The sequence below is a fragment of the Novosphingobium anseongense genome, assembly GCF_037482895.1.
Classification (GTDB): Bacteria; Pseudomonadota; Alphaproteobacteria; order Sphingomonadales; family Sphingomonadaceae; genus Novosphingobium; species Novosphingobium anseongense.
The window spans coordinates 82,448-107,432 of the sequence record NZ_JBBHJZ010000002.1 but is presented as its reverse complement, the minus strand read 5'-3'; the positions used below and the strand labels follow the sequence as shown (position 1 = coordinate 107,432).

Here is a 24,985-nt window from a genome sequence, read left to right as displayed (position 1 = left end):
TAGAAGTGGGTTCGCGCAATTCGAACTCTTGCTTTGAAAGCTGCGCGATCGGGTTTCGCCAGGAAAAAGATTTTATGCCAGACCGTGCCGGTTGTTCGGCAAGCCAGATGTCGGCGGCTGCAATTCGTGACGGTCTGAGGGAACTGACGGCCAACCTGATGCGCATCGCGCGAGGGGCCGGTCGGCCCGAACTCGTGCTCGAGCAGACGCTGGCGCTCGTCGGCTTCTTCGAAGCCCATCGCGCGGCCGCGGGAGAAGACCTGGCTGCTGCGCAGGTGGCCGAGGCCCTTCGCCTGACCGAGATACCCGAGGACGAAGAGGCCGTGTGGACCGACTGGGATCGCGCCGTCCGGGCGATGGTCGAGGGTTCGCTCCAGGTCGCGGCCGCTGAAATGATGGCGCAACACGCGCAGGCCGCGGCCGGGCGCAAGGAGCTGTTCGCCGGCTATCGCAACATCGAGAAGCTGCATTCGCGCCAATTGCGCCGCCTGATCCGGCGTTAGGGTGCGGGCGGCAGGCTCGCGGCCGGCACGGCCGGCGCTTTCTCGCGCGTCGCGATCCAGCAGCCGATCACGATCAGCACGGTGCCCGCGACGGTAGCGGGCGTGACCGCCTCGTCGAACCACAGCCAGCCCATCAGCGCCGCCCAGATGAACGCCGTATATTCCAGCGGGACCAGCGCCTGGGCCTCGGCGCGCGCATAGCCCCAGCTCAGCAGCATCAGCGCGATCGCCGCGAGCACCGCCGCGCCGGTCACGTCGCGCAGCGCGAGCGCACTCGGCACGATCGCGAACCACGGCGCGGCGAATACGAGGATCAGGCCGATGAACACGTTCTGGAACAGGGCCACATCGACCGGCCGGGCGATCTGCGCCTGCTGGCGCTGGAGGATCAGGTTCCAGGCATAGAACACGGCCGAAAGCAGCACGGCCAGAATGCCGGGTCCAGCCTCGCCGAATCCGCCGCCCTCGCCGAAGCGCGCGGCCGCGATGACCGCCACCCCGGCAAGACCGAGCAGCGAGGCGAGGATCGCGCGCGAGCGGATCGTCTCGCCGAGCAGGACCGCGGCGAGATAGAGCGCGACCAGCGGCGAGATGAACGACAGCGCCATGCCCTCGGCCATCGGCAGCCGTACGAGGCCCCAGAAGAACAGCAGCGCCATCGCCGCGACCACCGCCGAGCGCAGCGCGTGGACCCTGAGCACCGCGACGGCCGGCCAGCGGCCCTTGGCGAGCAGCCAGACCGGGATCATCAGCGAGGTGCCGATCCCCGCGCGGAACAGCAGCGCGTTGTAGACGCCGGCCTCGATCGAAGCGCTCTTCATCAGCGCATCCATCGTGCTGAAGGTCGCGATGCCCGCGGTGACCGATAGGAACGGCATCAGGCTGGGCGCGCGCGTCATGGCGCGTCGCTTAGAGCATCATTGCGGCCGGTTGAAACCCCGCGGGCGAATCAATTGCTCTTGGGTACCGAGAACGAGCCCGAGACGCGACCGCCGCGGCTGGTCGTGCCGCCGACCGCCGAGGACGAGCCGCCGGCGCGGCCGTCGACGCTCGACACGCCGCTGTTGAGGTCCATCACCAGCCGGCCGCCGTTGAGCGTATCGGAACCCCGACGCAGCGCGACATTGCCCGCCATGGTGATGATCCGGCGGTTGAAGTCGTAGACCGCGACGTCACCGCGGGCGCTCTCGCTGCCCCGCGTCACCGTGACGCCGCCGGTGGCGTCAAGCCGCTGGATCTTGAGCGAATCGGTGTCGGTATAGGCGACCGTGGAGCGCGAGGCGCGCACGCGCAGGTCACCCTGGGTGATGTCGACATTGCCCGAGAGCACGACGCGCTTGGCCTTGTCCTGCAGCTCGATGCGATCGGCCGCATAGTTGACCGGCGCATTGCTGTTGTGCCCGGTGATACCCTGGGCGCCGATCTGCTGCAGCCCGACCAGCGCCGCGCCACTGACGAGGAAGGTGCCGAGCGCGATGCGGAGAGACGAGCCGAAACGCGACATCACTTGGGCATCCTCATCTTGCCGGGAACCATGTTCAACCGGGCATTGCCTTCGAGCGTCACCGTGCGCGCGCCGAGATCGCCGACTATCTTGTCCGCCGCGAAAGTGCCAGCCGGAACCAGCCCCGAAACCCCGCCCGCGCCGGCGATGCGCCGCGTCTTGAGATCGATAGCGACGTTCTGGGTAATCATGCGATAGCCGTCGGCGGCGGAGAAGTTGACCGGTCCGGGCACGGCGACCTGGCTCGTGTCGAAGTTGTAGACCCCGCCCGGCGCGACCAGTTCGGCCGGACCGTCGGTCAGCTGCAGCCGTGCGACCAGGTCGGTCATCTCGAGCTCGCGCGACGTGGCGGAGGGCTGAACCGCGCTGCCCGCGGTGAGCTGGAACGGCCGACCCTGGTTGTCCTCGCCGCGGTACATCGCCTTGTCGACGTGGATGCGCTCGGGCGTGACCGCGACCTTGTTGCGGTCGAGCAGGAAGCTGATCTCGCCGCGCGGGCTCAGCGGCACCAGGATCATCACCGCGGCGACCAGGCCGATGCCGGCAGGCAGCGCGCGCGCGAGGAACTTGACCAGCCGATCGTGCGACCCGCCAGGCAGCGCGAAGTGGTGCCGCTTGTCGCGGATGAGGTCCGCTTGCGCCGTCATTCGTGGCTGAAGATGTCGTGCTCTGGCCAGCCGGCCAGGTCGAGCCGGGCGCGTGCGGGCAGGAAGTCGAAGCAGGCCTGGGCCATTTCGGTGCGGTGTTCGCGCGCCAGCTTCTCGACGAAGATCGCGTGCATCGCGTGCAGGTAGCGCACGTCCGAGGCGGCATATTCGCGCTGCGCGTCGGAGAGTTCGGCGCCACCCCAGTCGCTCGACTGCTGCTGCTTGGAGATTTCCTTGCCGAGCAGCTCGCGGACGAGGTCCTTGAGGCCGTGGCGGTCGGTATAGGTGCGGGTCAGCTTGCTGGCGATCTTGGTGCAGAAGACGGGGGCGGCGGTGACGCCGAGATAATGTTCGATGGCGGCGAGGTCGAAGCGGGCGAAGTGATAGAGCTTGAGCCGCGCCGGATCGGCGAGCACGGCCTTGAGGTTGGGCGCGGCGAAGGCGCTGCCGGGGTTGAAGCGGACGAGGTGCTCGTCGCCGTGGCCATCGGATATCTGGACGACGCAGAGGCGATCACGCGGCGTGATCAGCCCCATGGTCTCGGTGTCGACGGCGACGGGCCCCGGCGCAAGCACGCCTTCGGGGAGATCTTCTTCGTGGAAATGGACAGCCATAGGGCAAGCGGCTTAGGCCTATCTGCTCCGGAATCAAAGGGGTCTAAGGACAAAGCGATGGCAGGCGAGGCGGTTCCCGAGACGTGGCGCGCGGCGATCGAGCCGGTGCTGGCCCTGCCGGCCTCGCGCAAGCTCGGCGGTTTCCTCTCGGCCGAGGAGGCCGCGGGCAAGCGCATCTACCCGCCGCGCGGGCAGCGGCTGCGCGCGCTCGAGCTGACCCCGCTCGACCAGGTCAGGGTCGTGATCCTGGGTCAGGACCCCTACCACGGTGCCGGCCAGGCCCACGGGCTGTGCTTCTCGGTGCAGGACGGCGTGCGGGTGCCGCCGAGCCTGGTCAACATCTACAAGGAGATCGCCAGCGACCTCGGGCTGGAGCGGCCTGCGCACGGCAATCTCGAGAAATGGGCGCGGCAGGGCGTGCTCCTGCTCAACAATGCGCTGACGGTCGAGGAAGGCCGCGCCGGTTCGCACCAGAACATGGGCTGGGAAGCGATCACCGATGCTGCGGTCGCCGCGGTCGCCGCGCGCGAAGAGCCGACCGTGTTCCTGCTCTGGGGCAGTCACGCGCGCAACAAGGCGGCGCGCGTGCCGGGGCTCCAGCAGGGGCCGCACCTGGTCCTGACCGCGCCGCATCCGAGCCCGCTCTCGGCGCATTCGGGCTGGTTCGGCAGCCGCCATTTCAGCCAGGCCAACGCCTTCCTGGAGCAACATGGCCGCGGGGCGATCGACTGGAGCCTCTAGCGCGCGGAAGCTTGCAGCTTCGCGGCGTACAGGACAGCGATCTCGTCCGCTCCGGTGGCGTTTCGTCTGGCGCTCGGCGCCACCGATGATAGGCTCAACGTCTGGCAGGGACAGGCGCAGGAGATCGCGATGAGAACCATGACGACACTTGCATTGGCGGCCTTGGCCCTGCTCGGGCTCGACGGCACCGCCTCGGCCCAGGACAAGCCGGCCCAACCGCGCGCTTGCGCCTTTCCGATCCAGCACGCGGCAACACCTGCCGCGCCCGCAACCTTCCAGCCGGGCCGGCAGCCAGCGATGAAGCTTCGCGCGGTCGATCTCAAGGTCAACGCCTGCTCGGTCCTGCTGGCCGCCAACGGCACGGTGTTCGAGGCGCCCGCCAGAGCCGAGGGGCCGGCGACGATCTCGCCCGCGCGCTGACGGGTACAGCTTTCGCAACCAGCCGAATGCTTGCGGTCAGAAGCCGCCGCCGCCGCGCCAATTGCCCGCGTCGCAGCGTCCGGTGAAATTGGTCGCGGCGCGGATGGCGATGCGGCCCGAGCGTCTGTCGATGTCGATGCGCGGCTTGTTGAGGCCGTTCATGCGATACTGTCCGGTGATCCGATCGGGCGTCACGACCAGATTTTCGATCGTCCACCAGCCATTGTCTCCGCCCGAATGGATCGGGGAGATCAGCTTGCCCTCCGGACGGATGCGGCCACGGCCGTGCCAGATTTCGATCTGCAGATCGGAGGCGAAGCCTTCGCGGCCCAGGGTCGTGCCGAACTGCGGTACGAAACGGTGCGAGCGCGAGTTGTAGGCGTAGCCCGATTGATACTGCGCGGCCGGCGCGCTGCCCCCGCCAAAGCAGACGAGCGTGATCGACGGGCCATAGCGGTCGCCATAGCCCGGGTCGGCCGCGGGCGGTCGATTGTCCGGATAGGACGGCAAGGTGGTCGCGGTCTGTCGGCAGTTCGCGTCCGGAACGCTCTGGATGGCCTCGTAGCGCCCGTTCGACGTGGCGACCTGCACACACTGCCGGGCGCGCTCCTTCCACCAGAACGACCACTTCGTATCGCGCACCGTGTTGGTCGTGACGAAGATGTAACCGCGCGCTTCGAGCTGCGTTTCGCCGCCCGCCGCGCGTGCACCGACCAGATCCGAGAGCTCGGGCACCGATTGCGCGAGCGCGGGTGCCGCCAGGGACATCGCTGCCCCCACGATGGCTAGGCGACTGATGAGCATGGCGAGGGGGACCTCCGATTTCGCGTTGCGAGCCACCTATATCGGTCGTCCGCCGCCTTCGTCCACAGGCCCAAGCCAGCAGAGTGTGCAGTTCTTCGACCTGGTACACCTGTCCCTCTGCCGAGGGACCCCCACGGGCGAGACTAGAACCGCTGTCCGCCGTCCACCCGAATAGTCGTGCCGTTCAGAAAGTCGTTCTCGACCACCTGCTGTGCGAGCATCGCGTATTCGTCGGGATCTCCCATCCGTTTCGGGTTGAGAACTAGCGGCCCGAAGGTTTCCTGGGCTTTCTCCGTCCCCATGCGATCGTAAGCAAAGGTGAGGAATGTGCCGGGAGCGATCGCCATCGAGCGAATGCCCATGGGCGCAAGGTCCCGAGCGAGATTGAGCGCCATGGCAATGATGCCACCCTTGGCGGCTCCATAGGGAACTTGACCGGGCTGTCCCTCGAAGCCCGCAATCGACGCGGTATTGATGATCACGCCGCGCTGGTTTGAGGCGAGCGGCTCGTTTTTGGCCATCGCCTCTGCCGCGATCGAACTCACGCAATAGGCGCTCGAGAGGAAGACGCTTAGAAAGTGATTGAAATGGGCCATGCCGACCCTGTTGCCCTCGCGATCTATGGTTCGTCCGCCTTTGCCAGGAGGCGGTGGGCCGCCATGCGCAACGATCGCGGCCCGCAAGGGTGCAAGTGCAACTGCGGTTTCGACAGCCTGCGCGATGGATGCTTCGTCCATGATGTCGGTGCGGACGTAGGTTGCGCCATTCCCGATTTCGGACGCAAGGGCATTGCCGCGATCATCGGCGACATCCGCAAGAACCACCTTCGCGCCAAGCTTGGCGAGCCGCCTGGCGGTCGCTCCTCCAAAGCCGCCGGCGCCGCCGGTGATGAGCACGGATCCGTTCGAAATATCCACTGTATCCTCCTCTTTTGAGGGTTTCAGAACCCACGCGGGATGGCTTCGTCCAATCCCCTATTGGTCGGCAATGGCGGCTGCGATCGCCTTGCCGCAGGCCAGCGTGTCCGCGGTGCCGCCCAAATCGGCCGTGCGCCCCTGCGGCATGGCCAGCACCGTCTCGATGGCACGAACGATCGAAGCTGCGGCTTCGTGCTCACCGAGATGATCCAACATCATCGCTGCCGACCAGATTTGCCCGACGGGATTGGCAACGCCTTTTCCGGCAATGTCGGGGGCCGATCCATGCACCGGCTCGAACAGCGAAGGATGCGAGCGATCCGGATTGATGTTGCCGGAGGGCGCGATCCCGATCGTCCCGGTGCACGCCGGCCCGAGGTCCGAAAGGATGTCGCCGAAGAGATTGGAGGCGACAACCACATCGAAACGCTGCGGGTTGAGGACGAACTGCGCGGTCAGAATGTCGATGTGGTACTTGTCGTGGCTGACCGTCGGATAGTCTTTCCCGATCTCGTCCACGCGCTGATCCCAGAAGGGCATGGTGATCGCGATACCATTGGACTTGGTAGCCGAGGTCAGATGCTGCCGCGGCCTTCTACCCGCTAGCTCGAATGCATAACGCAGCACCCTGTCCACGCCGAACCGGGTCATCACGGTTTCCTGGATGACAATTTCGCGTTCGGTACCGGGGAACATGTGGCCGCCGACCGAACTGTACTCGCCCTCGGTGTTCTCACGGACGATCCAGAAATCGATGTCACCCGGCTTTCGGCCAGCGAGGGGCGATGGAACTCCGGGCATCAGCCGCACGGGGCGCAGGTTGACGTATTGATCGTATTCGCGCCGGAACTGGAGCAGCGATCCCCATAGAGAAACGTGATCCGGCACGGTCTCGGGCCATCCGACCGCGCCGAACAGAATGGCGTCCGGACGACCGATACGCGCCTTCCAGTCCTCGGGCATCATTCGCCCATGGGCGGCGTAGTAGTCGCAGCTGGCAAAATCATGCCATTGCTGGACCACCGTGAAGCCGAACCGGGCGGCCGCGACGTCGAGCGCGCGCAGGGCTTCGGGCATGACCTCTTTGCCGATTCCGTCCCCCGGGATGACCGCGATGGTATGGCTTCGTTTCTCGTTCATGGGACACCTGGCAATTCGAGACCCGGCGAACTGTCCGGGGTGCATAGCCTTTGCAGTTCCGCCGAGATGCCGACCAGCAGGCGCTCGTCTTCGGGTTGATTGCCTGGCGTCAGAAAGCGGGTCTGGATCAGATAGCCGACGACGATCGCGTTCATGCGCACGGCGCGCAAATGGCCGTCCGGCGGGCCCAGCCATTCGGCAAGTGGCGCGATGACCCGACCTTCGGTGAGGCGCGCGGCAATCGCGCTTGCGTCGCTATCGCCGGCAGCCAGAATGCTCATCAGCAGCCCCTGAATGTTGAGGTCGGGTTTGCTGAGGATCCGATGAATGTAGTCGCCGAACGTCGCGCGTCCGCTCCATTCCTGCCTGGGAGCAAGCGCATCGAGGAGGGCCGCTTCGAAGAGCTGCAACTTGTTTCCGAAATGCCGATCTATCAGCGATGTCGCGACGCCGGCGGCGACCGCGATCTCCCGGACGCCGACCTGCGCGTATCCACGGGTCGAGAAGGCCGTTCGTGCGGCCTCGAGTATCGCCGCCCTGCTCCGCGCGGGGTTTCGCGTGCGGGCCTCGGTCACCGATCGAGAAACCGCATCTTGAACCCCGTCTCGCGCTTCGCAAGCTGCGCTGCCCGGTCGATCGGGTCTATTTCGGCAACGCCACGCGGAAGGACTTTGTCCAGATCATCGAACTTGACGAGTTGCGCGGTCAATGTCGGCATTTCCGATGGAGCGTCGCGGTCGAACGCTTGCCACCGATGGCCGAAGATTGTCTCTCGCAGGCCGTTGGTATCGAGCCAGTTGTGCACGCCAGGGTCCCTATGGGCGACGACATAGGTGAAACGCCCGTCGTCATCAGGTGCCATCTGCATCATGTTCAGGCTGCTGGTGCGAGACCAGTAGTTCAGCGACATGTGGAAATTGTCGGTCAGCATGACGTTGCGGAACCCTGCGCCTGCCGCGGTCGTGGTGACGACAAAAGCCTCGTCGGGAGCCAGGTCCAGATTGCCTTTGGTGCCCCATTGCGTCGCCATGCCTCCGAAGGCACCTGACGATAGCGGCGCTCGCACTTCGTTGGGGCGCTGACCCGAGCCCGACCGCGTGCAGTAATAGGTGTAGTAGAGCCCTTCGAGCAGGTTCTTGGCGGCCCTCTGCGCCAAGGCTGACTCGTCCATCGGCGCACGGCCGGCAGCGTCGATCCGCCTTACCACCAGCGCATTGGCAGACTGATCGATCCAATCGCCAAGTGCGTCGCGAATGAGAATGTGATCGGCACCTGGACGGGTCTGCAAATGATTGCGTCGTTCTCCGGCCGGACTTTCGTCGATGGTGATCGTGAAGCTGCCATCGCTTGCGATTTCCATGTCGAGGCTGTCGAGCAAACCCTGCGTCACCGGTGCGGCATTGCTGTCACCCATCAAGGCGTAGTTCACCGTCGGCCCCAGCGAGCAGGTCTTGCGTCCCTGAACTTCATAGCGGACGCCGTGCTCGACCGGGATCAGCCGGTAGATGAAATCGGGACTGTCGCCCGCCCAGCGCGAGCCCGGCACATCGCGTCCGAACCAGTGATGGGCCGGCGCCATGAACCGCGCGACGCGGGGATGGGCGGCATCGCCGTTCGCCGCGCGCATCGCATAGTGAAAGACGTACTCGTCGATCATATTGTCGAAGCGGTCCATCTGGTCGCGTGCCGGCCAGGCGACCGCGTTTCGCCACAGCATGGTCGCCACATCACGCGCACGTTCCAGCGTGGGGCTTCGGAGCAGGCGCAGAGCCATAGCCTCGATGTCGCGCTGGTCTTCGGTGGCCAGGGGATTGGTCGTCATGCCATTGTCCTTCAAACGAGGCCGAAACGTCGGCTGTAGTCGCTGAACAGATCCTCGACCCATGCCTTGTCGAGGCCAAACGCTTCGTAGCTGTAGGGATAGCGACCGAACCGATCGGCGGCGTTCTCGGGATCCGCTAGCCAATTCTCCACCTTCGTCTCGAACTCGGTGCTCACGGACAGGCCGCGCCGGTCGTAGACCTTACGCACCGCAGCCATCGGATCGGTTGCGATATCCCGGAACGAGAGATGGAGAATGCGCGGGTCGTCGATGCGGTCGTTGGCCATGAGGCGGTCGACCGATGCCTTCAGCGCCTCGACGTGCGCCTTGGCCTGACTGGACCAGTCGCTCGGATACCCGCGGATGGTATCGAAAATGGCGGCGCGTAAGGCGATGTTCGAGGCATAGATTTCTCCCAGCGGCCGGTGCGGCCAGACGAGCAGCGCGTCCGGATAGGCGTCAAGGATCGCATCCAGGTGCATCTGGCCACTCGGTCCCTTGCAGACCCACCGATTGAAGCCCGTGTTCCACTGGAGATGTTGGAGGAACTCCCGATGGAACTTGAAGGCGTCGTCCTGACCGCTGGTCGGAACGGCCATCACATCGAGGGTCGGGATGCGGTAGAAGTGATAAGGGTAGACGTTGCGGAAATCGAGCGTGATGACTTCCTCGTCCTCGATCAGCTGATGGGCACCCTTGTCGATGTAGGGATGCATGGGGCGTTGCGCGGGGCAAAAATCCATCCAGGCTTCGACCTGGCGCTGCGCGTAAGCGATGCGTTCCGAGACGACCGGTCCGGTGCCCGGCGGCGGTGAAGGCGCATACATGTGCCACGATTTGGGCGATTGCGCTTCGGGATCCTCGGCGAGCAGCGAGTGCAGCAGCGTGGTGCCGGACCTGGCGAAGCCGATGATGAAAATGGGACGCTCGATATTCTCTTGCGCAATGGCCGGATACCGCTGCCGATCGAGTGCCAGTTTGAGCCGCGTAGCGAACAGGCGAACGATTTGCTGCGTCATTCCGCGCAATTCATCCGAGCTGTAGGGACCGCGCTCGTTGACCCATTCGACGAGCCAGCGCACGCGCCGGGTCAGACCCTCATCCGCCAGCCCGAACCCGCCGCTCTCCCGTTCCGCGAGCAGGAGGACATCATCAAATGAAAGATCTTCTTTCGTTGATCGTGGCATCTCGCTCTCCAGAGGACCTTATTTCCGGTCGACTCATTTTAGTGGACTACGGTCCACTTATGGTGCGCGGGTCGTATCTGTCAATGGTGGTGGCGGACGCGACAGAGGGTCGGCAGGAAAGCATTCCGCCGAGATTGGCTTGTTGTCGGGTGGAGTGGGCAGTGCATCTCAGGCGTAAGCCGTTGACGGCCAAAGGCTGCAAGTCCGCTCCTTGCGGTGATCCCTTGAACTCGCCGTCCTGTTCATATGCCGACCAGCGCTATCGCGGTGAACGGTTCTCGAGAAGGATGGCATCGTCGGTCGAGGGAACGATTTCGATGTTTTGACGTTCACGCGACTGAAGTGTCTCGAAACAGGGGCGCTCCACCGGGGGCATTATGGCGGGCTTGCTACAGATTAATCCGATCGAATCGCTCGGTGCCGCCCGCGCGGAACCCACGGCAGAGATCGCAGATATCGACTTGCTGCACAGCATATGCGTGGAACTGATCGGCGAGCAGGATCGTGCGCTGCTATATGGCAAGATCGTCGACGCCGCCGTGACGATCACCGGATCGCAGTTCGGAACGATGCAATTGCTCTGCCCGCCCGGAGATTCCTCGGGCCATGGTGGCGAACTCAACCTCCTGTGCTCTCGCGGCCTTCCGCCGGAAGCCGTCGGCTTCTGGGAATGGGTCAGCCCCGCCGCACACAGCAGTTGCACCGCGGCACTCAAGTCCGGTCAGCGCGCCATAATTGCCGATTTCGAGGAATGGGATGAAATCGCGGGGACCGAAGACCTCTTGGCCTTTCGCCGGACGGGCATCCGATCTGCGCAGACGACGCCGCTGCTCTCGCGCGAAGGCAAGTTGCTCGGGATGATCTCGACGCATTGGGCCAAGCCGCATCGGCCTTCCGATCGCGACTTGCGCTTGCTCGACATCCTGGCGCGTCAAGCGGCCGATCTTCTGGAACGTACGATAGCCGAAGAAGCGTTGCGCGCACGCGAACAGGAACTGGCCCGGAGTTGCTCTGCCCTCCAGGAAAGCGAAAATCTGCAGAAGATGCTGACGGGTGAACTGAGTCATCGCGTCAAGAACATGCTTGCGACGGTCCAGGCGATCGCATCGCAGACCTTGCGGAATTGCAATGACCCTGCGGATTTCGTCGAGAGCTTCGGTGGACGGATCCAGTCGATGTCGCGCGTGCATTCGCAGCTCAGCACCAACGAGTGGAAGGGAACGCAGCTCAAGGAGATCGTGAGCGACCAGATGCAGCTTGGTCCCGTCGATGAAGCCCAGGTCTCCGCGTCAGGTCCGCCGGTCGAGCTCGATGCCGCGGTGGTGCCGCAGCTCGCGATGATCCTGCACGAACTTGGGACTAACTCCCTGAAATATGGTGCTTTGTCGAAGATCGACGGCGCGGTGACGATCGACTGGTTGGTCAGCGGGCAAACCCTGAAAATGCGCTGGATAGAACAGGGCGGCCCGACGGTCGGCGCACCGATCCGTCGGGGCTTCGGGACTCGATTGATAGAGGCGAGCGCGCGCGGCGTGGGCGGCGATGCCCGGATGTCGATTGCGGCTGAAGGCGTGCGTTGGCATATCAATGTTCCGCTTCCCGAGGCGCAGGGCGAGAGCGGAGATGCTGCGCTGCCGGTTGACAGGCCGCCGGTCGATCACAATCCAGCCGGCCGGAATGCGCCCGAACGTTCGAAGCGCCTTCTGGGCAAGCGCATCCTGGTGGTCGAGGACGAGCCGCTGCTCGCGCTGGACATCGCCGGGCGGCTGGAGGATGCCGGGGCGTTCGTTCTTGGTCCGGCTGGAAATTCGGCCGCGGCGTTGAGTCTGATCGAGCAATACAGGTTCCACGCGGCCTTGCTGGACGCCAATCTGGGCGGCCATCCGGTCGACGAGATCGCCGCGGCACTGGCCCGCAACGGCATACCTTTCGCTTTCGTCAGTGGCTATGGAAGGGCTTCGCTGCCTAAGTCTTTCGACGATGCCGAGTTGCTGGCGAAACCGTTCGATGCCGGTCAGCTCGTGGAGATCACGGGTAAACTTGTCGCCTAGGCGGTGCGCCCGAAGTTGGCTGTTCACGCCGACATGGCGGGCATAGCGCGGCTGCATTTTCCGCACCTGAAAGTGGCCCGCGTTGCACGGGCGTGCCATGTGCATGCTGTCCTCGAAAGCAGGAAGCAGTCCGTCGAAGGGGCCCGCGCGATCGTTTCCGCCGGCGCGCCGAGCGGGCCGCTGCCGCCCGAGTGCATATCCCGGTTGAACTCTGAGCGAGAAACCGTTTGATTCCGAATCGGGTCAATTCGATCGGAGCGTTGTGGAACACGAAGTCTTGAGGAACCTCTCCGGGAGACAGCGAGAGTTGCTGGAACTCGTTGCGGAGGGCTGTGTCAAATCCAAGGCACTTGCGAACAAGACCGGGATTGCCGCCGGGACGGTCGACAACCAGTTGCAGCAGGCGGCGAAAACCCTCGGCGTCGTCGGCAGGCATGCGGCTGCCGAGCGCTACAGCGCGCTCAAGGAAAATTCTCACGATCCTTCTCACGTGAGAATTTCTCCTCTTCCAACACCCTGGGAAATCACGCCATCTCGAAAGGCCGGCGCTGTTCGGCGCGGACTGAAGGGGGTCGGTCGCTTCTTCCTCGGTCCCGCGCTGGGTGGTGAAGAGTTCAGGCTCCGATGGGACCAGATAACGCTGCGCATCATGTGGGTGGCGGTGGTTTGCCTGACGACCTTCCTGGCACTGGTGCTGTTCGTTCTGGGCATCATCAAGACGTTCGACTGACTGCAATCACACCACCGCCGATCCTCTGGATTGCGGAGAAGGGGAAGCCATGCTCAAATTTCAGGAGGCCGCCGTGCACGTCATCGGCGGGGACATCCGAACGACGCTCGACACCATGGATCAGGCCTTCGCCTCGCATCTGCGACTGGCGGCCGAAGCCGTCGACGCCATGCGGGGATCGGGGATGCCGGTCTCGCAATCGCAGCGCCTGATGACGATACTGCACGAAGGTCAGTCGGCCGGACTTGCCTGGCGCCAGAACATGCAGGCGACCATCGGCCTGATGCAGTCCTTTCAGCGTCGCAGCAACCAGGCCGAGACGGCGGCGGGCTGTCCCGAGGGTTGGGACGACATCGGTTTCTTCACGACGGGCTCGATCACGAGCGCGGAGGTCGCGAGAGCCGCGACGGTCGAGGCGTCCTAGTCCGGAACGGAAGCATCGCGAATTGACGCGGTGCGACCGGCTCGATCTCATCTCGGCATGATCATAGGTCTCCTGTACTGGATCGTCGCGGCGGCTTGTTGGGCCTATGCCCTGGCCTATGGCGGCAAGCCCGTCCGCTGGGCATTCGCCTGCTTCGTGATCGCCATGCTGGGTACCACGGCCGCGACACCCGGCTCGGGTTTTGCCGGTGTCGTCGGCCTGGTGAAGGTCGAAGCCTGGAGCAGGATGAATCCCGTGCTCCTGGCCACCGATACGCTTTATTTTCTGGGATTGTACGCCGCTGCGCTGTCGTGTCGGAGGCACTGGCTGATTTGGTCCGCCGGTCTCCAGTTCATCTGCGTGGCGACACATTTCGGCCCCCTGCTGGATCCAGGCACCAACGCGAAGCTCTACCGCGGCCTGGAGACCGTGTGGTCGATACCGATGCTCGCGACGATGGTCGTCGGCATCTTCAAGGATCGGAGGTACGAACGCCGTGTCGTTTCCACATACCCGCCCTCTTGGCGCGGGCCAGCCTGACCCTGGCGAAATCCAGACGAGGCTCCGGGATCTGCAGGCGCAGGTCTGGGAACTGGTTCGCCAGGTAGCCTTCCTCGCCGAAGCATGCGCAAACCCGCTCGAAGTCACGGCTTCGGCGTTTGAGCCTCAGCCGCCGCCGCTTGGTGTGGTGGCTGAAGACGGCAGCGTGAACCTCGTTCGCAACGCGGGGCCGCCGTTGCCCGATCCCCGGCTGCTGCGGCGCATCGTCCGCAATCGCCAGACGCGTGCCAAGTTCTTCGGCAGCCTGCCATTCGCGGATCCGGCCTGGGACATTCTGCTGGACCTCGCCGCGGCGCGTATTGAACATCAGCCCGTCTGCGTCACGTCGCTGTGCATCGCTTCGGGTGTCCCGCCGACGACTGCGCTTCGATGGATCAAGGTCCTGACCAATGCCGGTCTGTTGACGCGTGTGAACGATGAGACCGACCGGCGGCGTACGTTCATAGCGCTTTCCGATCGCGCGGCCGACGCCATGGCTCGCTACTTCGCGCAGATCGGCGAGGGCGGAGCGCAGTTGATCTAACGAGTCGAGAGGGCGCCTCGGTCGAAACCAAGGCGCCCTTCTTGTATGAAAAACTAGGAGAAGTCGCGGGGCAGACCGAGGAGAGAGAGCGTCCGAACCCGCACGACGGTTCTAGGAGAAATATAGTTAACAGATCGTTGTCGGAGGTCGAATTTTCGACCCGGCTGCGCCGCGCGCCTAGGCTTGGTTGTCGAGGCGCGCGATGATCTCGATCCACGTCACGCGAGCAAGTCAGGCCTGTTGCCGCGCGGCCGCGTCGGGCGCCCGGATCGGTTCCTCGCCTACCAGGGTGAAGCGGTGGAGCAGACGGCCCGAGGCGGGATCGAACGGCCGGGCCCTGTGCAGCGTCCCGGTGTTGTTCCAGATCACCAGATCGTCGGCGCGCCACGCGTGGCGGTAGACATAGCGCGGCTGGTTCATATGGCACCGCAGCCGACACAGGAGGTCGTAGCTGTCGGCCGGGTGCATGCCCTCGACCCAAGCGACCGCAACTCCCAGCATCAGCGACTTAAGCCCCGTCGCATGCTGCCAGACCAACGGCTGGCGCGCAGGCGGTCGGCGGCGCCAGCCGGCGATCTGCTCGTCGCTCGCCCGAGGATTGGCCGAGAGTCCCGAAGTCGTCGCCGTGTGGAACACGTGGAGGCGATCGACCAGGTGGCGATCGGCTTCGTCGAGACCCTCGTAGGCCGCATAGGCGTTGAGAAACTCGGTCTCGCCGCCCTCGTGCGCCAGCCGGACCGGTCGAAACGATCCGCCGAAGCAGGGGACGGTCTGATCGTGATGGCCATCCATGTGCCAGAACAGCGTGCTGGCGAAATAGGCCGCATATTCGGGGCTCACCTGCTCGTCGACCGTGACCTGCTGAAGTTCTTCTCCCGTGCCGTCCGTCTGGATGGTCCCGAGCGAGGCGGTGATCGTCCGTTGCTCGCCGCGATCGATGTCAAGATCGCGAAAGACGAGGACGCCGCGCGCAACGAGAAGTTTTCTCAGATCGCTCGCATGCCGCCCTTCGAGCAGATCTGCGCGGTCGATCATGACCTCGGATCCGATCAGCGGGGTGAGATCGCGTGTCTTCATGTCGGTCCTCTCGCTTGTTGTCCGGAACCAATCCTTACAGGTCAGGTGCCGTGCTGCCGCCATCGCCGGGCCGAGACCTGCGGCGCGCCAGCCAGGCTAACCCCGTCAGACCGGCGACGATAGCCATCGGCAGGCCGACCAGCCAAAAGCGATCGTCGGGTGAGAGATCCCAGGGAAGGGCATGGCAGCTCGAGGCGCTCGGCGCGTAGCCGCAGGCAAGGCTCGTGAGATAGAGGTACGCCAGGACTGCGCCGCCGGCAACGAACGCCGCAGCGGTGAGCAGGAGGGCGGACACGATGCGCATGGTCTTGACCCTTATCCGTTCGGTTGCGGCGATCGCTGTGCGCGCACCGGCTTCTTCGCTTTCCGCTACCAGGTATCGAGCGATCCGGTCCGGTCGGCTTTGGCCGGCGAGGCCGCATCGAGACCGCGGCGGAGCCAGGCGCGCGTCTCGGCCGGGTCGATCACCGCGTCGAGTTCGAAGTAGCTCGCGACGAAGCTCGCCTTGCCCTTCTCGTAGCGTTTGGCGACGCGGTCCGCGAAGAAGGCCTGTCGCTGGACGGGGTCTTCGATGGCTTCGAGCTCTCGCCGGTAGCCGAGTTGGACGCTGCCTTCGAGCCCCATGCCGCCGAGCTCCGCGGTCGGCCAGGCGACGGTGAAGAACGGTGCCTGGAAATAGCCGCCTGTAGCGGCCGCGCCGCCAAGGCCATAAGCCTTCCTCAGCACTATGGCGAAGAGCGGCGTGGTGAGCGCGGCCCCTGCCGCGAAGAGTCGCGCCGAATGGCGCACGAGCCCGGTCGCTTCGGCTTGGGGACCGACCATGATGCCCGGCGTATCGACGAGGCTGACGACGGGCAGGCCGAAGGCGTCGCAGAGCCTCAGGAACCGGGCGGCCTTGTCGGAGGCCGGGCTGTCGATGGCGCCAGCGTTGAACGCCGGGTTGTTGGCGATGATGCCGACCGGACGCCCCTCGATGCGCGCGAGGCCCGTCACATAGGCCGTTCCGAAATCCGCTCTGAGCTCGAGCCAGGTGTCCTTGTCGGCGATGAGCTTGGCAACCTCTCGCACGTCGTAGACGCGCAGGCGATTTTCCGGGACGGCGCCGCGCAGCAGCCGTGGATCGTGCGCGTCCCAATCGGGCAGAGTACCCTGGAAATAGGAGAGGTATTGCTGGGCGACCGCAACCGCCGCGGCCTCGTCCGCGACCGCCACGTCGACGACGCCGCTGCGCGTCTGGACTTCGATCGGGCCGACTTCCTCGGGCGTGAAGGATCCCAGCCCGGCGGCTTCGATCAGGGCCGGGCCTGCCATGCCGATCGTGCTATCCCGCGTCGCGATGATGACGTCTGCGAGCCCCGCGAGCGCGGCATTGGCGGCAAAACAGCGGCCCGAGACGATCGCGACCGTCGGCACCTTGCCGCAGAGCTTCGCCATCTTGAAGAAGCTCGGCGAATTGAGCCCCGTGATCGTCACCGGATCCTCGCGGGGGCGCCCGCCGCCGCCTTCGGCGAAGAGCACGAGCGGCAGGCGGCGCTCGGCCGCCAGGTCGAACAGACGGTCGGCCTTCTTGTGGTTCATGTGGCCGACCGTGCCGGCGAGCACCGTCGCATCGTAGGCGCCGACCGCAACCGTGCTCGCACCGGCGCCATGGATGCCGGCGTTGACCGTGCCAATGCCCGCCACGAAGCCGTCGGCCGGACTGTTCTCGAGAAGTTCGTCGTCCGAATAGCGCGCATGTCGATAGGAAACGGCGAGCTGGCCATATTCGGCGAATGACCCTGCATCGACCAGGTCGGCGACGTTCTCGCGCGCCGTGCGCTGACCGCGGCTGCGCCGCCGCTCGACGGCGGCGGGGCGCTGGTCGTCGAGCGTGCGCGCCTGACGTTCCCGAACCGCGGCGAGATCGGCGCGGATCGCGTCGGGATCGATCGGCGCGGCGATTTCCTCGTCGGCCTCGGCTCCGGCGTCGGGTGCCAGCACAAGGATTGCCGCGCCCTCACCGACCTGGCTGCCGGCGTGTCGCAGGACTGCGCGTACCGTGCCGCCGGTCGTCGCGCGGAGTACGTGTTCCATCTTCATCGCCTCGAGGACCGCGAGCTCGGCGCCGGGAGCGACGGTGTCGCCCTCGGCCACCGCGAGCGATGCGATCACGCCTGTCATGGGCGCCTGGAGCACGACGGTGCCGTCGGTTGGGATGAAGGTATCTGCCGCGGGTTGCTCGGCAGCGTCGACGGCGAGTGCCGGAGGGACCGCGTTGCCGGCGGCGTCCGGCAGGGCCGCCAGGAGCTCGTCGAGGTGCTCGGCAATGAAGCGCGTGGTCAATGCGTTGTCGGCGACCTCGGGCCGCGCGAGAAGGGCCTGGAGAAACGGGATGTTGGTGGCGGGCCCGTCGATGCGGAATTCTGCGAGCGCGCGGCGTGCGCGTACGATCGCGCCGGTATGTCCGAGCGGCGACGTGACGACGAGCTTCGCCAGCAAGGTGTCGAAACCGGCGGTAGGCACATGTCCGAGTCCGCCCGAGCCGTCGACGCGCACGCCAGGGCCGCCGGGCACGTCGTAACCGGTGATCGCGTCGAGGCTCGGGCGCGGCAGACCATCGGCGCCGATCGTCTCGGTGTTGATGCGCAACTGTACCGCCGATCCGCGGGGCGTTCCTATCGCGTCTTGCGTGAGGCCAAGCTCGGCGAGGCTCGCACCGGCGGCGAGCGCAAGCTGGATCGCGACGAGGTCGTGGCCCATGACTTCCTCGGTCACCGTATGCTCGACCTGGAGTCGCGGGTTCGCCTCGATGAAGGCAAAAGCGCCCGTGTCACGCTCGACGAGGAATTCGAAAGTGCCGATCCCCCGATAGCCGCATGCTGCCGCCATCTTGCAGGCGGCGTCGAGCAGACGCGTCCGCAGGTCGGGATCGAGGCCCGGCGCCGGCGCGAGCTCGACGAGCTTCTGGTAGCCCCGCTGGAGCGTGCATTCGCGCTCGCCGAAATGCACCACCTGGGCTCCGTCGCCGGCGATCTGGACCTCAATGTGCCGCGCTCGGGCGATCAGCCTTTCGGCATAGACGGCCTCGACACCGAATGCGCGCAGGGCTTCGGAACGGCTACGCGCATAGGCCTCGGCGAGGTCCTCGGCGCGCTCGACCGCCCGAATGCCCCGCCCGCCGCCGCCGGAGACGGCCTTCAACACGATCTGCCCGTGCTCGGCGAAAAACTCGTTGGCCTCTTCGAGCGAGACCGGGCCCGCCGTTCCGGCGACGATCGGGACACCCGATTGCTCGGCGAGAGCCCGCGCCCGGGTCTTGTCGCCGAAGAGCGCGAGTTGCTCTGCCGGCAGACCGACGAAGGCGAGGCCCGCCTCGGCGCAGGCGCGCGCCAGGGCTGGATTCTCGCTGAGGAAACCATAGCCCGGATGGACCGCGTCGCAGAGGTTCGCGCGCGCGGCCGCGACGATCGCAGCGATGTCGAGATAGGCCGCTGGACCCTGGCCAGGGAGCGCTTGCACGGCCGTCGCGGCGCTGGGCCAGGGTTCGTCCTGCGCGTGGACGAGAACGGTTTCGATGCCGAGTTCGCGTGCGGTGCGCGCGATGCGCAGGGCGATCTCGCCACGGTTGGCGATCAGGAGCTTGGCGAACAGGGGACCCTCCATCGGCTTGCGGCCGCGAATGCGGTCCATCGAGCAAGTCTGCGAAGAGTGCAACGGTATGGCTAGGGGACCGGCCGAGCTCATTCGGCGCGACCGGTCCAAGCCAGGCTCAGGGGACGATGACGAAGTCGGGATGGGCGACGGCGAACACCGCATCGCGATCGGCTGCGGGCGGATAGATCCACACGCGATTGATCTCCTGCTTGAGCGCCTTCGCTTCCGCCCGCGTGAGCCGCACCTGACGATCCCAGCCCTCGGTGTAGAGCGCACCCCAGTCGCCCAGATCGACGCAGGTCACATATTTGGGCTGACTGTAGGGATGAAGCGCGCTCCCGGCGAGTTCGGCGGCGGCATTGTGCCCCGCGACCCGACCCAGGCTGAGCGCATGCTGGCAGGACATGGCAGCGACATTGCCCAGTTCGTCGGTTGCCGCCCGGACCGTGTCGCCCGTCACGAAGATGCCGCTGGCCGCGGGCGCGCGAAGGTAGCTGTCGCCGATCACTCGGCCGATCTCGTCCTTTTCGCCGGGGATCTGAGCTGCGAGCGCGTTGGCGCGCATGCCGGCCGTCCACATGGCGGTTTTCGTCTCGATCCGCTCACCGGACGACAAAGTCACGCTGGTCGCGTCGATGGCCGTCACGCGCACTCCCGTGCGCACCTCGACCCCGGCGAAGGCGAGGGCTTCGGCGAAATAGGGCGCTGCCTCATCCCCCAGCGACCCGCCGGGCTTGTCGGCGGTGTCGATCAGGATGACCCGAAAGGCCGCATCCTCGCCCAGGGCTGCCCGCAGCCGGATCGGCATCTCGGTGGCAGCCTCGAGACCCGTCAGGCCGCCGCCGGCGACGACGACGGTATTGCGAGCGTCGCTCTCCGGCTGGCGGATCAACCCCTTCAGGTGGGCGTCGAGAGCTTGTGCACTGTCGAACTGGTCGGCGTCGAACGCGTATTCGGCAAGGCCCGGCACATTTGGCCGGAACAGCTGGCTCCCCGTCGCGAGGACGAACCTGTCATAAGCGATGGCCTCGTGTCCGCCAGCGATGAGCGCCACCGTCAATGTGCGTGCATCCGTATCGATCGTTTCGACAAGGCCAGGCACATGCTTGACCCCGACGGCAGCGAACAGTTCCTGCAGATCGGGATTCATGTTGTCGAGTTCTGCTTCGTAGAGGCGTGGGCGGATCACGAGGTTGGGGGTCGGCGAAACGACGATCACTTCGATCTCGCCCTGCTTTTCAGCCAATGCGATGGTCCGCGCGGCCGAAAGGGCGGACCACAACCCGGCGAAACCCGAACCCGCGACGACGATCTTCTGCGGCATATGCTTTCCTCCGACGCCGTTCGTCGGCGTTCGTTGCCTAGACGACCTGGAAACAGGGTATGTGACATCGCAACCCGACAAAATGGCGTTGGCGCAAAATCAGTCGGCGATGACGCGACATAGCGGTCGTAACGCCGGCCCGTGCGGTCCTTGACCGTTGGCTACTGTACCTGCGTGACGGGGGGCTTCGCCGCCGCTAGGCGACTGAAGAGCCTCGCGAGGGCGGCGCCGATTTCGCGTTGCGAGCAACCTATTTCGGTTGCCCGCGCCTAGAAGACGTACACGTTGCCTGTCGAAAACGTGTCGAGGCCGGCGAGCCCGGTCGTACCGGCCAGCTTGACGAGCACATCGTCGGCGTCGCTCGCGTTCGACCGCTCGGCGAAGACATAGCTGTCGCCGAGATAGCGGAAGGCCAAGGTCTCGTTGTCGGCTACCGTGGCGGCGCGGGCGGCCGCGAGTGCCTCGGCAAGGCTGGAGGGAGCGGTGCCGAAGGTCAGCAGGCCGTCCTTGACCGCATAGCCGGCCCCTGTCCGATCGGCCGCCTGGACGGCACCGGTCAGGACGATCGTGTCGGCGCCTTGGGGCTGCGCTGCGTCCTCGCCCGCCCCGCGGCGCAGGTTCGAGATCGTGGCGCCGTTCGCGGCGGTGAGCAGGTCGGCACCATTGCCGAGCGCGACGGAGCCGCCGTCGAAAGCGGTGATCGTGCTCGAGGGCTTGAGCTGTTTGAGGTCGAAGCTCACGCCGCCCAGGCTGCCCGAGGCATCGAGCAGGCGCAGGCCGGTGGTTTCGGCACCGGCACCGTCGCGCACCGACAGGCTGAGGTCCGTGAGCGTGTTCAGCGTCAGGCGATCGACACCCTGGCCGGGAATGACGATCAGCTTGAGCGCCTCCGGAAGCGAAACCGGCGCCGCCGTCGTGTTGAACTTGCCGGCGACCACGGTCACGCTGTCGAGCAGGCCGACGGCGGTGGCGCTTTTCACCGTGATCGCTCCGTTCGCTGCGATGGTGTCGAGCGCGATGGCGGCCGAACGCGCGGTGTCGGTCGTCGTGACGGTGACGCCGCCGCTCAGGTCGAGGTCGCGGAAGCCCGCGGTGACGCCTTCGGCCAGGTTGGTGACGTTTGCCGCGGCCTTTTCCTGCCAGAGCTGGCGCAGGCCCTGGTATTTGGAGGCGTCTGTCAGCCCCGCGGCGGGCGGGCCGCTGTTCCGAATGGTGATGACTTCCATGTTTCGCACGGTCGCATCCTGGGGGTAGTCCCGGTTGGCCGTCGCGGTGGCCTGGATGATGAACTGGTCATAAAATTCGCCGCCGACGATCTGGTCGCCCGCCGTGAAGGTGGTCACGGCGTTGCCCGAAGAATCGATCGGTACGTGAGGGATTCCGGTTTCGTCGTCGGGTCCGAACTTGTCGACACCCGTGGTGAGTGGCCTTCCTTGTCCTGGAAAAGCGCCGCCGATCGTTATCGTCACCGGTGCGGTCGTCGGTACGGTTACGCCGCCGAGCGTCATGCCTGCTGCGGTGACCTTCGCGCTGAACCAGCCAAAGCTGCTATCGTCGAAAAAACCGATCTGGGTGCCGTCAGCGTCACCTTGTACCGCTATCCGCGCCACGACGACGGCGCCCGCATAAACGACCAGCTGGTTGCCCTGTTGCTGGTAGGCGTAGACATTGGAATCGGCGAGGAACCGTACGCGATCGACGTTCTGGTCGATCGTCACCCCGGTCACCGTGGGCATATAGGAGATCGCCTCTGCGCCGGCCGTGCCGAACACGCGGCCGCCAAACGTCACGCGCAGAAGATTGTCGTTTTCCGAAAGATAGAGATCCGCCATGCCGCCCCGAACTATATGCCCGGGGCTCGACAGCATGGCGGACTCGACGCCGCAAGCGGAATGACTGCCAAAATGGACTATTCGGCAGGCCGATCAGCGGCTTGGGCGCGCGCCTCGGTTACTTCTTCACCAGTTCCACGCGCCGGTTCTTCGCGCGGCCGTCTTCGCTGGCGTTGTCGGCGATCGGCTTGGTCTGACCGTAGCCCTTCGGGGTCAAACGGTTCATCGTGATGCCCTGGGCCATCAGCGCGCCGACCACGGCGCTGGCGCGGCCTTCGGACAGGGTCAGGTTGTGCGCGGGCGTGCCGGCATTGTCGGTATGGCCCTGGACCTCGAGCTTGAGGCCCGGATTGGTCGTCAGCAGCTTGACGATCTCGCCCACGGTCGCCGCCGAGTCCGGCTTCATCGCGGTCTTGTCGGTGTCGAAGTTGATGTAGAGCGCGACGTGGCCGTCCTTGTCGAGCGCGGCCTTCATCTCCTCGGCGGCGAGCAGCCGCGCGGTCAGTTCGAGCGGCTTGGTCTCCATCACGGTCAGCCAGTAGCCCTTCGAATCGTCCCAGGGCTGGTAGACCTCGACCCAGATCTGGCGATCGGGCGTGCGCACCATGTAGACGCCCATCTTGTCGTACTGGAGCAGGTGCTCGCCGCGATAGCGCTGGTCGGCGAACTTGAGCTTGAGGTTCTCCATCACCTCGCCCGAGCCCTCCCAGACGGTGACGCCGCCGAGGCCCTTGACCAGCGCCTCGTAGGTCTTCTGGATCTGGAACCACGAGGCGGCGGTGCCGAGGCCGCGGGTGACATAGGCGCGGCCCTCGACCGGGATCAGTTTCTTGCCGTCGAAGAATTCGAAGCGCTCGTACTTGACGTCTTCGAGCCAGGCCTTGGCCGAATTGCCGGGGCTGTTCTCCTCGGTCATCCGCGTATAGCCGTCCATCAGGCTGAAATAGGGCCAGGCGCCCGGCGGGTTCTGGCCCTGCGGCGCGGCGGCGGGGTCGAAGCCGCCGACCGCAGGCGCCGCCGCGGCCGCAGCCGGGGGAGCGGCGCTCGGCGTGGCGCTCGCGCTGGCCGCCGCGGCGGCGCTCTCCTCGCCGCCGCCTTTCGAGCAAGCGCCGAGTGCGGCGATGGAGACGATGGCGAAAGCGCTGAGCAGCGGGCGGTCGATCTTCATGGCCGCAAGAAGTAACGCCCTAATAACGCTTGGGAAGTGTGAAAAATCGCCAAGACAAGGTGAGAAACATCACACCTGTGCGGGGCGTTCGATTCGCGGAAGGAACAAACACAGCAGACCCAGCACCGGCATGAAGGCGACCCAGTGATAGACCGTCTCGATGCCGACCTTGTCCGCCGCCCAGCCGAGCGCCGCGGCGCCGATGCCGCCGACGCCGAAGGCGAAGCCGAAGAACAGGCCCGAGACCGTGCCGACATTGTCGGGCATCAACTCCTGCGCGAAGACGATGATCGCCGGAAAGGCCGAGGCCAGGATCAGGCCGATGACCATGGCCAGCGGCGTCGTCCAGGCGAGGCTCGCGTGGGGCAGCAGCAGCGCGAAGGGCAGGGCGCCGAGGATCGAGAACCACAGCACGTAGGTGCGCCCGAAGCGATCGCCGAGCGGCCCGCCCGCGACCGTGCCGGCGGCGACGGCGGCGAGGAACAGGAACAGCTGGAACTGCGCCTGGGCGACCGAGAGGTGGAACTTCTCGATCAGGTAGAAGGTGTAGAAGCTCGTCAGGCTGGCGAGGTAGATGTACTTCGAGAAGACCAGGCCCAGCAGCACGGCGATGCCCAGCCGCGCCTTGCCCTGCGGCAGCGGCGCCGTCTTGCGCGCCTTCTTTCCGGCTTGCAGCCGCGCGAGGCCATGGTGCTTGTACCAGCGGCTGACGTTCCACAGGATCGCCGCCGACAACAGCGAGAGCAGCGCGAACGCGGCGAGGCTGGTCTGGCCCCAGCGCACGACCACCAGCGCGGCGGCGAGCGGCCCCAGCGCCGAGCCAGCATTGCCGCCGACCTGGAACAGCGACTGCGCGAAGCCCGGCCGAGAACCGCTGGCCATGCGCGCCACGCGCGAGCTCTCGGGGTGGAAGATCGACGAGCCCATGCCGAGCAGCGCGGCGCCGAGCAGCACCAGCCAGTAGACGTGCGCGATCGACAGCACGGCAAGCCCGGCCATCGAGAACAGGGTGCCGATCGGCAGGGCCAGCGGTGCCGGCTTGCGGTCGGCGACGAGGCCGATGATCGGCTGCAGGATCGAGGCGGTGATCTGGTAGACCAGGGTGATCAGGCCGATCTGGCCGAAGCTCAGCGACAGCTCCTTGGCGAGCCCCGGATAGATTGCCGGCAGCAGCGACTGCATCATGTCGTTGATCAGATGGCAGAGGCTGATCGCCACGATGATGCCGAGCACGGTCTTGCTGGCGTCGGGCGCGGCAGGGGCGGTAGGACTGATCGTGGCCATGCGGGCATCTCCTTGGAACGCGCTCTTAGCAGCTTCCCCTATGTCCCGCTTCCGCCTATCGGTCATTCATACTTGAGTT

25 protein-coding genes are annotated in these 24,985 nt (G+C 65.8%); 8 read left to right on the top strand and 17 right to left on the bottom strand.

Annotated elements, in window-relative coordinates:
* The first annotated feature begins 74 nt into the window (after positions 1–74).
* Positions 75–503, top strand: coding sequence for a hypothetical protein (locus WG901_RS09225; RefSeq protein WP_339586775.1), 429 nt, complete (start codon positions 75–77; stop codon positions 501–503).
* On the opposite strand, the gene WG901_RS09220 is transcribed toward WG901_RS09225, so the two are convergent.
* Genes WG901_RS09220 through WG901_RS09205 form a run of 4 tightly spaced genes read right to left on the bottom strand, consistent with a single transcriptional unit; the run spans position 500 to position 3,268 of the window.
* Positions 500–1,402: a DMT family transporter gene (locus tag WG901_RS09220; protein ID WP_339586774.1), complete on the bottom strand. Its 903-nt coding sequence runs from the start codon at positions 1,400–1,402 to the stop codon at positions 500–502. The genes WG901_RS09225 and WG901_RS09220 overlap by 4 nt on opposite strands.
* A gap of 50 nt (positions 1,403–1,452) precedes the next feature.
* Complete coding sequence (locus WG901_RS09215) at positions 1,453–2,007, bottom strand: LptA/OstA family protein (RefSeq protein ID WP_339586773.1); 555 nt, start codon at positions 2,005–2,007, stop codon at positions 1,453–1,455.
* Complete coding sequence (locus WG901_RS09210) at positions 2,007–2,654, bottom strand: LPS export ABC transporter periplasmic protein LptC (RefSeq protein ID WP_339586772.1); 648 nt, start codon at positions 2,652–2,654, stop codon at positions 2,007–2,009. The genes WG901_RS09215 and WG901_RS09210 overlap by 1 nt, the downstream gene beginning before the upstream one ends.
* Positions 2,651–3,268 (bottom strand): ribonuclease D, encoded by a 618-nt coding sequence (locus tag WG901_RS09205; RefSeq protein WP_339586771.1) that lies wholly within the window; start codon positions 3,266–3,268, stop codon positions 2,651–2,653. The genes WG901_RS09210 and WG901_RS09205 overlap by 4 nt, the downstream gene beginning before the upstream one ends.
* Positions 3,269–3,325: 57 nt before the next feature.
* Between WG901_RS09205 and ung the strand changes: the two genes are divergently transcribed.
* Entirely contained in the window at positions 3,326–4,009 is a 684-nt protein-coding gene (gene ung, locus WG901_RS09200; protein WP_339586770.1) for a uracil-DNA glycosylase, read from the top strand.
* 54 nt (positions 4,010–4,063) lie between these two features.
* On the top strand, positions 4,064–4,429 hold the full coding sequence (locus WG901_RS09195) for a hypothetical protein (RefSeq protein ID WP_339586769.1): 366 nt from the start codon (positions 4,064–4,066) through the stop codon (positions 4,427–4,429).
* 36 nt (positions 4,430–4,465) lie between these two features.
* Here WG901_RS09195 and WG901_RS09190 read toward each other — a convergent pair whose 3' ends face one another.
* From WG901_RS09190 to WG901_RS09165, 6 genes are all read right to left on the bottom strand, one after another.
* A complete protein-coding gene (locus tag WG901_RS09190) occupies positions 4,466–5,197 on the bottom strand; it encodes a hypothetical protein (protein WP_339586768.1) in 732 nt (243 codons plus the stop codon).
* A gap of 179 nt (positions 5,198–5,376) precedes the next feature.
* Complete coding sequence (locus tag WG901_RS09185) at positions 5,377–6,150, bottom strand: SDR family NAD(P)-dependent oxidoreductase (RefSeq protein WP_339586767.1); 774 nt, start codon at positions 6,148–6,150, stop codon at positions 5,377–5,379.
* A gap of 57 nt (positions 6,151–6,207) precedes the next feature.
* Positions 6,208–7,290, bottom strand: a complete 1,083-nt coding sequence (locus tag WG901_RS09180) for a tartrate dehydrogenase (RefSeq protein ID WP_339586766.1) — start codon at positions 7,288–7,290, stop codon at positions 6,208–6,210.
* Entirely contained in the window at positions 7,287–7,865 is a 579-nt protein-coding gene (locus WG901_RS09175) for a TetR/AcrR family transcriptional regulator (protein ID WP_339586765.1), read from the bottom strand. Before WG901_RS09175 ends, WG901_RS09180 begins: the two co-directional genes overlap by 4 nt.
* Complete coding sequence (locus WG901_RS09170; protein ID WP_339586764.1) at positions 7,862–9,127, bottom strand: hypothetical protein; 1,266 nt, start codon at positions 9,125–9,127, stop codon at positions 7,862–7,864. The genes WG901_RS09175 and WG901_RS09170 overlap by 4 nt, the downstream gene beginning before the upstream one ends.
* A complete protein-coding gene (locus WG901_RS09165) occupies positions 9,124–10,299 on the bottom strand; it encodes a sulfotransferase family protein (protein WP_339586763.1) in 1,176 nt (391 codons plus the stop codon). Before WG901_RS09165 ends, WG901_RS09170 begins: the two co-directional genes overlap by 4 nt.
* 377 nt (positions 10,300–10,676) lie before the next feature.
* Between WG901_RS09165 and WG901_RS09160 the strand changes: the two genes are divergently transcribed.
* The 5 genes from WG901_RS09160 to WG901_RS09140 all read left to right on the top strand — a co-directional run bounded on the left by WG901_RS09160 (position 10,677) and on the right by WG901_RS09140 (position 14,588).
* Positions 10,677–12,350, top strand: a complete 1,674-nt coding sequence (locus tag WG901_RS09160) for an HWE histidine kinase domain-containing protein (RefSeq protein ID WP_339586762.1) — start codon at positions 10,677–10,679, stop codon at positions 12,348–12,350.
* Positions 12,351–12,612: 262 nt separating this feature from the next.
* Positions 12,613–13,080, top strand: coding sequence for a sigma factor-like helix-turn-helix DNA-binding protein (locus WG901_RS09155; RefSeq protein WP_339586761.1), 468 nt, complete (start codon positions 12,613–12,615; stop codon positions 13,078–13,080).
* Positions 13,081–13,129: 49 nt separating this feature from the next.
* Positions 13,130–13,504: a hypothetical protein gene (locus WG901_RS09150; protein WP_339586760.1), complete on the top strand. Its 375-nt coding sequence runs from the start codon at positions 13,130–13,132 to the stop codon at positions 13,502–13,504.
* A gap of 57 nt (positions 13,505–13,561) precedes the next feature.
* Positions 13,562–14,044 (top strand): hypothetical protein, encoded by a 483-nt coding sequence (locus tag WG901_RS09145; protein ID WP_339586759.1) that lies wholly within the window; start codon positions 13,562–13,564, stop codon positions 14,042–14,044.
* Between the two features lie 166 nt (positions 14,045–14,210).
* The gene (locus WG901_RS09140) at positions 14,211–14,588 is read left to right on the top strand and encodes a winged helix DNA-binding protein (RefSeq protein WP_417602626.1); all 378 of its coding nucleotides are present in this window, start codon (positions 14,211–14,213) and stop codon (positions 14,586–14,588) included.
* 231 nt (positions 14,589–14,819) lie between these two features.
* On the opposite strand, the gene WG901_RS09135 is transcribed toward WG901_RS09140, so the two are convergent.
* From WG901_RS09135 to WG901_RS09105, 7 genes are all read right to left on the bottom strand, one after another.
* Positions 14,820–15,665 (bottom strand): TauD/TfdA dioxygenase family protein, encoded by an 846-nt coding sequence (locus tag WG901_RS09135; RefSeq protein ID WP_339586758.1) that lies wholly within the window; start codon positions 15,663–15,665, stop codon positions 14,820–14,822.
* A 34-nt stretch (positions 15,666–15,699) separates the two neighbouring features.
* Positions 15,700–15,969 carry a hypothetical protein gene (locus WG901_RS09130; RefSeq protein ID WP_339586757.1) on the bottom strand — a complete coding sequence of 90 codons (270 nt, stop codon included), beginning with the start codon at positions 15,967–15,969 and terminating at the stop codon, positions 15,700–15,702.
* Between the two features lie 65 nt (positions 15,970–16,034).
* Complete coding sequence (locus WG901_RS09125; RefSeq protein WP_339586756.1) at positions 16,035–19,334, bottom strand: acetyl-CoA carboxylase family protein; 3,300 nt, start codon at positions 19,332–19,334, stop codon at positions 16,035–16,037.
* A 79-nt stretch (positions 19,335–19,413) separates the two neighbouring features.
* Positions 19,414–20,622, bottom strand: coding sequence for an NAD(P)/FAD-dependent oxidoreductase (locus tag WG901_RS09120; RefSeq protein ID WP_339586755.1), 1,209 nt, complete (start codon positions 20,620–20,622; stop codon positions 19,414–19,416).
* Between the two features lie 269 nt (positions 20,623–20,891).
* Positions 20,892–22,454: a hypothetical protein gene (locus tag WG901_RS09115; RefSeq protein ID WP_339586754.1), complete on the bottom strand. Its 1,563-nt coding sequence runs from the start codon at positions 22,452–22,454 to the stop codon at positions 20,892–20,894.
* Positions 22,455–22,572: 118 nt separating this feature from the next.
* Complete coding sequence (locus tag WG901_RS09110; protein WP_339586753.1) at positions 22,573–23,622, bottom strand: OmpA family protein; 1,050 nt, start codon at positions 23,620–23,622, stop codon at positions 22,573–22,575.
* Between the two features lie 69 nt (positions 23,623–23,691).
* Positions 23,692–24,906: an MFS transporter gene (locus WG901_RS09105; RefSeq protein ID WP_339586752.1), complete on the bottom strand. Its 1,215-nt coding sequence runs from the start codon at positions 24,904–24,906 to the stop codon at positions 23,692–23,694.
* Between the last annotated feature and the right edge of the window lie 79 nt (positions 24,907–24,985).